This is a genomic window from Ensifer sp. Root31 (assembly GCF_001424825.1).
GTDB classification, from domain to species: Bacteria; Pseudomonadota; Alphaproteobacteria; order Rhizobiales; family Rhizobiaceae; genus Ensifer; species Ensifer canadensis.
In genome coordinates, this window is the sequence record NZ_LMCO01000044.1 from 22,034 (window position 1) to 28,639 (window position 6,606).

The following is a 6,606-nucleotide window of genomic DNA, read 5'->3' on the forward strand; positions in this document are numbered from 1 at the left end:
TGGAGTTATTTCGCAACCACATTGCCTTGGTAGTCGAGCGAGACCATAACGGACTTTCCATCCTTGGTCGCTGAAGCTTGCCATATGCCCTTGTCATCCAATTTCAGCCCGGTGACGCCGGCATATCCGGCGGCCTCGATCCGTCCCTTGGCCTGTTCTTCAGTGAAGCTGTTCGCCCCCTCGACGGGGGCCGTCGGGTTCTGGCTGTCGGGAGTTGCTACTGCTGGCGTCTCGCGTTGAGGCGATGGCGTGGGTGTTGGTGTTTGTGCGTTCAGCGTAGTAGCCAACCCGGCGAGTAGACAAACCAAAATCAGTTGTTTCATGGGGATGTCCTTTGAGAAGAGGTGCCTCTCTGATCCGTTCAACTAACGAGCACTACTAAGGTTCCGAACGGCTGGGCCGGGGTGTCCAGAATTTGACTGGTGAAGCCGCGCCGTCGTTATTCGGACGAAGGATTACTGCGCGCGAACCTGCAAATGGAGGGTTGGAGCAGCCTCACAATCAGGAACATGACCTACTCCAGCGTTACTCCCGACAGATAATTCCCCGGCGAATGGGTGCCCTGGTGTTGCACCTTAAATGCGGAACCTCTTGGCGGGGCTAGTCGACCCCGGTTCCCGCCTTTCAGGCAGCGCTATGCTGAACCCCTTTGCGTGGGGATCAGCAATAGCTTGCCGGTGGTCGCCCGGCTTTCCATGTCGGCATGAGCACGGGCGGCATCAGAAAGCGCGTAGGTTCCACCGACGTGCAGCTTGAGCGACCCATCGTGAATCCAACGGAACAACTGCTCGGTGCGGGCGCGAAGAAGTTCGGGCGTACTGATGTGATCGAAGAATGTCGCATAGCCGATCTTGATGCTCTTGGGCAGGCCCATGATGTCGAGTGGCCCCGGACCGCCAAGCACCGGCCCATACCAGCAGAATGTGCCGGAGCGACGAAGTGCTGCGAGCGACCCCTGAAAGGTCTTGGGACCGGAACCGTCATAGACGACGCTTGCACCTTCTCCCCCGGTGAGACGCAAAACTTCAGCGGCAAACTTCCCCTCCGTGTCGACGATAACGTGGTTCGCGCCAGCCGCTTTTGCGACGTCCACCTTGTCGGTCGACGAAACGCGGCCGATCACATGTCCACCCCTCAGCCGGACGATCTGTGTCAGCAGCAGGCCGACGCCACCCGCCGCAGCATGCACGAGTGCGGTGTCTCCAGGCTGGATCGGGTAGAAATCGGTGGCGAAGTGGCTCGCGGTCAATCCTTGCATCATGAGGGAGGCTGCTGTCTTGTCATCGATAGTATCGGGAAGGCGCACGAGCGCATCCGTTGAGATCAGGACGTGCGAGGCATAGCTTCCTGGCGCGTAGACCCAGGCGACCCGGTCTCCGATAGCGAAACCATCGACCCCATCACCAAGCGCGACGATGCGTCCTGCACCCTCGACGCCGAGAATTTTCGGGTTGGGGCTGTCTGTCCACGCCATGCCCTGGCGCACGCCGATATCCATGAAGTTCACGCCTGCGGCCGCGACTTCGACCACCACATGCCCCGGAGTGGCGACCGGTTCTGGGAGATCGACAAATTCCATCACCTCGGTGCCACCGATTTCATTCATAACCACGGCTCTCATGATCTTCCTTTCTTGACTGATCATTCCAGAAACAAGCAAAAAATTTTGCCCTCATGTCACTACCCGAAGCGCGATCCTGGCTAGGGCCTTGAGCTCTTTTGGCCCCGCGCCGCCGCGCGCAGCGATGCGGATGCCGGCAACATTGGCGAAGAGGAAATCGGCAGTCTCTTCCGTGGAAAGCGTTGCGTCGAGATCCCCTTGCGCCTGAGCCTCGCTGATGCGTTGCTTGGCGGCATGCTTCAATCGCCGATCAGCAGCCTGATGAATTGCCGTTAGGTCAGGTCGGTTCTGGCCGAACTCGCAGACTGAGTTCACGCCAAGACAGGCCCGTGAAGCATTTTCGACCACTCGGTCCATCATCGCCCGAATGCCGTCCTGGGCACGCGGCGCACCGCGCAGCATGGCGATGTGGGCCTCCGTTTCCGCAGCGGCGTAGCGTTCGACAGCAAGGCAGTAGAGCTTCCACTTGTCGCCGAACGTATCGTAAAGACTCTGCCGGCCAATCTTCATCGCACGGACGAGCATTTGGGTGGACGTGCCTTCGAAACCGTGTTCGCGAAACACCTCGATGGCGTCATCCAGCGCCTGCTCTCGATCGAATTCCTTGTTCCTTGCCATGGATGCGATTTAGATATTCTGGAACGATCTGTCAAGAAAAGAATACGGCGAACGCTCGGGTAACACTCCTTTAGAGCGTTGACTATGACATTTCAGGTTCGGTGGTTTGATTCCGTTCAAGGCGAGGGATAGGAGACATCCTTGCTGCCGGCCTTCTGGTCGTCGAGTGATCTGAACGCCCGAGGAGCGTCAGGAGTGGATACTTGGTCAGTGCGACCCAAACGTCTCGATTGGGGCCGGAGAACGAACCCGTTGCGCGGGAGGGCGTCCGCGGTTGAAATAGAGGGCAGAGGCTGGAGGTCGCGCCTGGGTTGAACGTCGTCGGGCAAGGGCGGAGCATGACGAGCTTCTTTGCAGCCATTAGGCGCCTCGCGCTTTGCATCACGCTGCACCATAACGGCTTCGCATGGACGAAAACTAGAACTTTAGGACTTTGGCAATTTCAAATGCCAATTGATCTTGCGTGTAGGGCTTGCCAAGACGTGGTAAATCTATTCCAGCACCGGGAGGCAGATCGGCGTAGCCGGTTGCAACCAGAATAGGAAGCGCAGGGTTGATTTCCAATGCTGCCTTTGCGAGTTGCGCGCCATTCATCCCCGGCATCGAATAATCCGTAATCATCAGATCGATCTGATCGCCCCCACCCAGAAGCTCAAGGGCCCTTGCGCCCGAATTTGCCTCAAGGACCTCATGGCCGAGATCTTCCAACATATCGACGGTGCTCATGGCGATAAGCGCGTCGTCGTCAACCACCAGAATCTTTGCTCTTGCTGTCACGCCCGGCTGGGCTGGCGTCAGGTCCATCCCCTTATCCTCTATTTTCTGCGTCGTGGAAGGAAACCAGATTTCCGCTTTGGTTCCGTGCCCAGGCGCGCTGAACAACTGAAATTTGCCGTTCAACTGGACAGCAAGCCCATGAATCATCGATAAACCCAAGCCAGTACCCTTCCCCAATTCCTTGGTGGAGAAAAAGGGGTCAATCGCTTTCTTGAGCGTTTCGCCATCCATTCCATGCCCGGTATCTGTTACTGAAATCCGAAGGTAGGATCCCAAAGCTAGCCTATCCTCGGGCATTGATTGAGCAAGATCGAGTTCCACGACGAGTGACCCACCGTCCGGCATCGCGTCGCGCGCATTCACAGCCAGGTTGAGCAAGGCAAGTTCCACCTGATTGCCGTCCACCAGCGCGTGCGGCAGCCCGTTGGTCAAATTCAATCGCAGAGCAATCGCCGAGCCGATGGAACGCTCCAAAAGATCGGTCATGCCGCGGATGAGTTTTTCCAGATCAACGGGTTCGACCTGAAGATCCTGTCGCCTGGCGAAGGCGAGCAGGCGCTGCGTCAGCGCCGCACCACGACGGGCGCCCTGCATCGCACCCTCCAGAAGCCTTGCCGCCTTTGGGTTGTTTACCAGGTGCTTTCTCAACAGGTCGAGATTGCCCATGACGGCCATGAGAAGATTATTGAAATCGTGGGCAACACCGCCTGTGAGCTGTCCGATTGCCTCCATCTTCTGTGCGTGGCGCAAATGCTCCTCAGCCCGTTCCCGCTGCGCCACCTCAGCCAAGAGTGTATCATGCGCCCGGCTAAGCTCGGCCGTTCGCTGAGCCACGCGCTCTTCCAGTGTATCGTTCAGGTCCCGCAACTGGTCTTCGTAGCGTTTGCGGTCAGTGATATCCGACGACACGCCAACCAAACGTTCGGGATGGCCGCTTTTGTCTGATACGACGCGAGCGCGGATTTCCGTCCAGTGAACGCTGCCGTCGGGCCATAGAGTGCGATGGTCTATGGCGTAGTCGCGGCCGCTATCGATGCTTTCCTTCACGGCGTTGAGGACGCGCTCCTTGTCATCCCCGTGGATACTTGAAAGCGCTTCCTCATAGGAAAAAGCCATAGTGGCCGGACGTCCGAAAATTGCCTTGCACGTGTCGGACGCCGCAAACCGCATGCTGTCCAATTCAAGTTCCCAGGTTCCGAGCCGGCCGGCAAGAAGCGCTGTTTGAAGACGCGATTCTCCTTCGCGAAGCTCTTCAATCCGAGCGCGTGCCTCGTACTGGCGTCGCCGTCCCCTAATTGCGGTGCGGGCCACGCTGGCAAAAGTGACAGCATTGAATGGCCGCTCCAGGAACGTCACGTTACCGAAAAGCTCCGACAGTCTTGCCGCCGCAGGGTTGCGTTCGGGGCTACCGCCGCGATGGGTTAGAATAATGAATGGAAGATCGGACCAGCTAGGCTGGTTGTTTATCCAGGAAGTTATCTGCCGCAGATCGGAAAACCGAAGAGCCTCCTCCGTTGCAACCGCAAAAAAGGTATCGTCATTGAGCGATTGAGCGAATTGAGGAAGATCACTCGCTATCGCACAAGCGATGCCAATTTCCCCCAGCAGCCTGTTTGCGACATCCGCGTCTCGCCCCTGCGGAGTGAAGACCAAGGCCAGTGATGTTACCGGGTCAGGAATTTGCGTCACTCGCGCTTGAGGAATTCAGCAGCGGCCCTGGCGTGCCTACAAACGTCGGCACCCCCCTCAGCACACCTTGGAAACTGGACAGGGGTTCACCAAACGACAACCCCTTGTTGCCTATACCGAACTCGCGGATTGTGTCCTCGTGGTATCCGGTTCGCTTCTTGATGACGGAAACCGCCCGCCGCACCTTGCCAGCCGCCTCGAAATACCGGAGCAAAACAACGGTATCGGCCAAATAGGTCACATCCACAGGCGACTTCATATCGCCAACCAGGCCATGTTGAGCAACGGTCAGAAACGTATTGGTGCCCTGCCTGTTCAAATATTGAAGCAGCTCATGCATGTGGAGAATGAGTGCGTTCTCCTCCGGCATGGAGGCTTGATAGCCGTTGATACTGTCGATCACCACGGTCTTTGCCTGGGCACTATCCACGCGCTCACGGACGCGATGGGCAAACTCACCAGGAGAAAGTTCCGCTGCATCAAGTTGCTCGATATGGAGATCACCCGACTCTCGCATCGTCTCCAGATCGATCCCCATGGCACGCATGCGTGAAAACAACAGACCGAGTTCTTCATCGAAAACAAAGACAGCCGCCTTCTGCCCCCTTCGAATAGTCGATGCCACGAACTGAAACGCAAAGGTGCTTTTACCGGTACCTGCGGGGCCTAAGATCAGCGTGCTGGATCCCAGTTCAACACCCCCACCCAGCAGCGCGTCAAGCGCAGGGATCCCGCTGCTCAACGACACGCGTGCAAAATTCGTCCGGTGTTCAGAAGCTACGAGACGAGGGTAGACAACAACACCACCGGTCTTGATCGTGAAATCGTGATAACCGCCTCGAAACGCTTGACCGCGATATTTCATTACCCGCAGTCTGCGGCGTTCCGGACCGTAATTAGGAGCCAGCTCTTCAAGATGAATGACGCCGTGAACGACACTGTGCACGGTCTTGTCCAAGGTATCCGAGGTCAAGTCATCGAGAAGCAGGACTGTTACGCTTTGCCGGGCGAAAAAGTGTTTTAACGCAAGAATTTGCCGACGATACCTGAGAGAGCTCTGTGCCAAAAGTCGGATTTCCGACAAACTGTCGAGAACAACGCGGCTCGGCCTTACACGCTCGAATGCCTCGAGAATCAGTTTTAGGGTTTCGCCGAGCTCGAGGTCTGAGGAGTACAGCAGGCTCTGTTGCCTGTCGTCGTCAAGAAGCGTTTCGGGAGGGGCAAGCTCGAAAACCTCAATGCTTTCATCGATTGTCAGACCATGCGACGCCGCACCCGCGCGCAATTCGCGTTCGGTTTCCGATAATGTGATGTAGAGGCCTCGCTCGCCAACCTCACTCCCTTGGATAAGAAATTGCAGGGCGATAGTTGTTTTCCCTGTGCCAGGATTTCCTTCCAGCAAAAACACGTGCCCTTTGGAAAGCCCGCCGACCAAGATGTCATCCAGCCCGGATACTCCCGTTTGCGCCTTTTCCACGTTGGGGTCTTCACTCATTCACTGCCCTCATTGTTCGTGCGCTGCCCTCTTTATTCGTGCCGAAAGAACTAGGGCAAAGGAGCGATCTTTCAACTGAAAGGCTTGCCCCTTTCCGGTCATCCTTCCGGCATCCAATTTCCGGCAGGCCACTGCCCGCGCCGGAAACAAACGCGATGTCCCGCCGTTTTAGCGGACAGTCACATACAAAGGGAGGAAGCAGACCTTGAGCCTGGCGGGCGCGTGATCTGACGCGAAGTGGACCTTCGGTCGCCCTCGGCTGAACGCACGCGCCGACGCCCCCTTCGTAAGTCCGAAATCCTTGGTTTCAGTCCCATCATTTCAGCTATAAGGTGGGAGACATCGCCCAAAGGGGATTCAAGGCATATGCCCCCAGAGAAGAAGGACCGTTCGCCTGTTGCGCTGG

At 57.2% G+C, this 6,606-nt stretch carries 5 protein-coding genes; all 5 read right to left on the reverse strand.

Annotated features, from left to right (window positions below):
* Window positions 1-5: 5 nt before the first annotated feature.
* Complete coding sequence (locus ASD00_RS29090; protein WP_057210780.1) at window positions 6-323, reverse strand: PepSY domain-containing protein; 318 nt, start codon at window positions 321-323, stop codon at window positions 6-8.
* 311 nt (window positions 324-634) lie between these two features.
* Window positions 635-1,621, reverse strand: coding sequence for a quinone oxidoreductase (locus tag ASD00_RS29095; RefSeq protein ID WP_057210797.1), 987 nt, complete (start codon window positions 1,619-1,621; stop codon window positions 635-637).
* A gap of 51 nt (window positions 1,622-1,672) precedes the next feature.
* Complete coding sequence (locus ASD00_RS29100; protein ID WP_057210783.1) at window positions 1,673-2,239, reverse strand: TetR/AcrR family transcriptional regulator; 567 nt, start codon at window positions 2,237-2,239, stop codon at window positions 1,673-1,675.
* A 417-nt stretch (window positions 2,240-2,656) separates the two neighbouring features.
* Entirely contained in the window at window positions 2,657-4,705 is a 2,049-nt protein-coding gene (locus ASD00_RS29105) for a hybrid sensor histidine kinase/response regulator (RefSeq protein WP_057210785.1), read from the reverse strand.
* Window positions 4,689-6,200 (reverse strand): ATPase domain-containing protein, encoded by a 1,512-nt coding sequence (locus ASD00_RS29110; protein WP_057210787.1) that lies wholly within the window; start codon window positions 6,198-6,200, stop codon window positions 4,689-4,691. The genes ASD00_RS29105 and ASD00_RS29110 overlap by 17 nt, the downstream gene beginning before the upstream one ends.
* Window positions 6,201-6,606 lie beyond the last annotated feature (406 nt).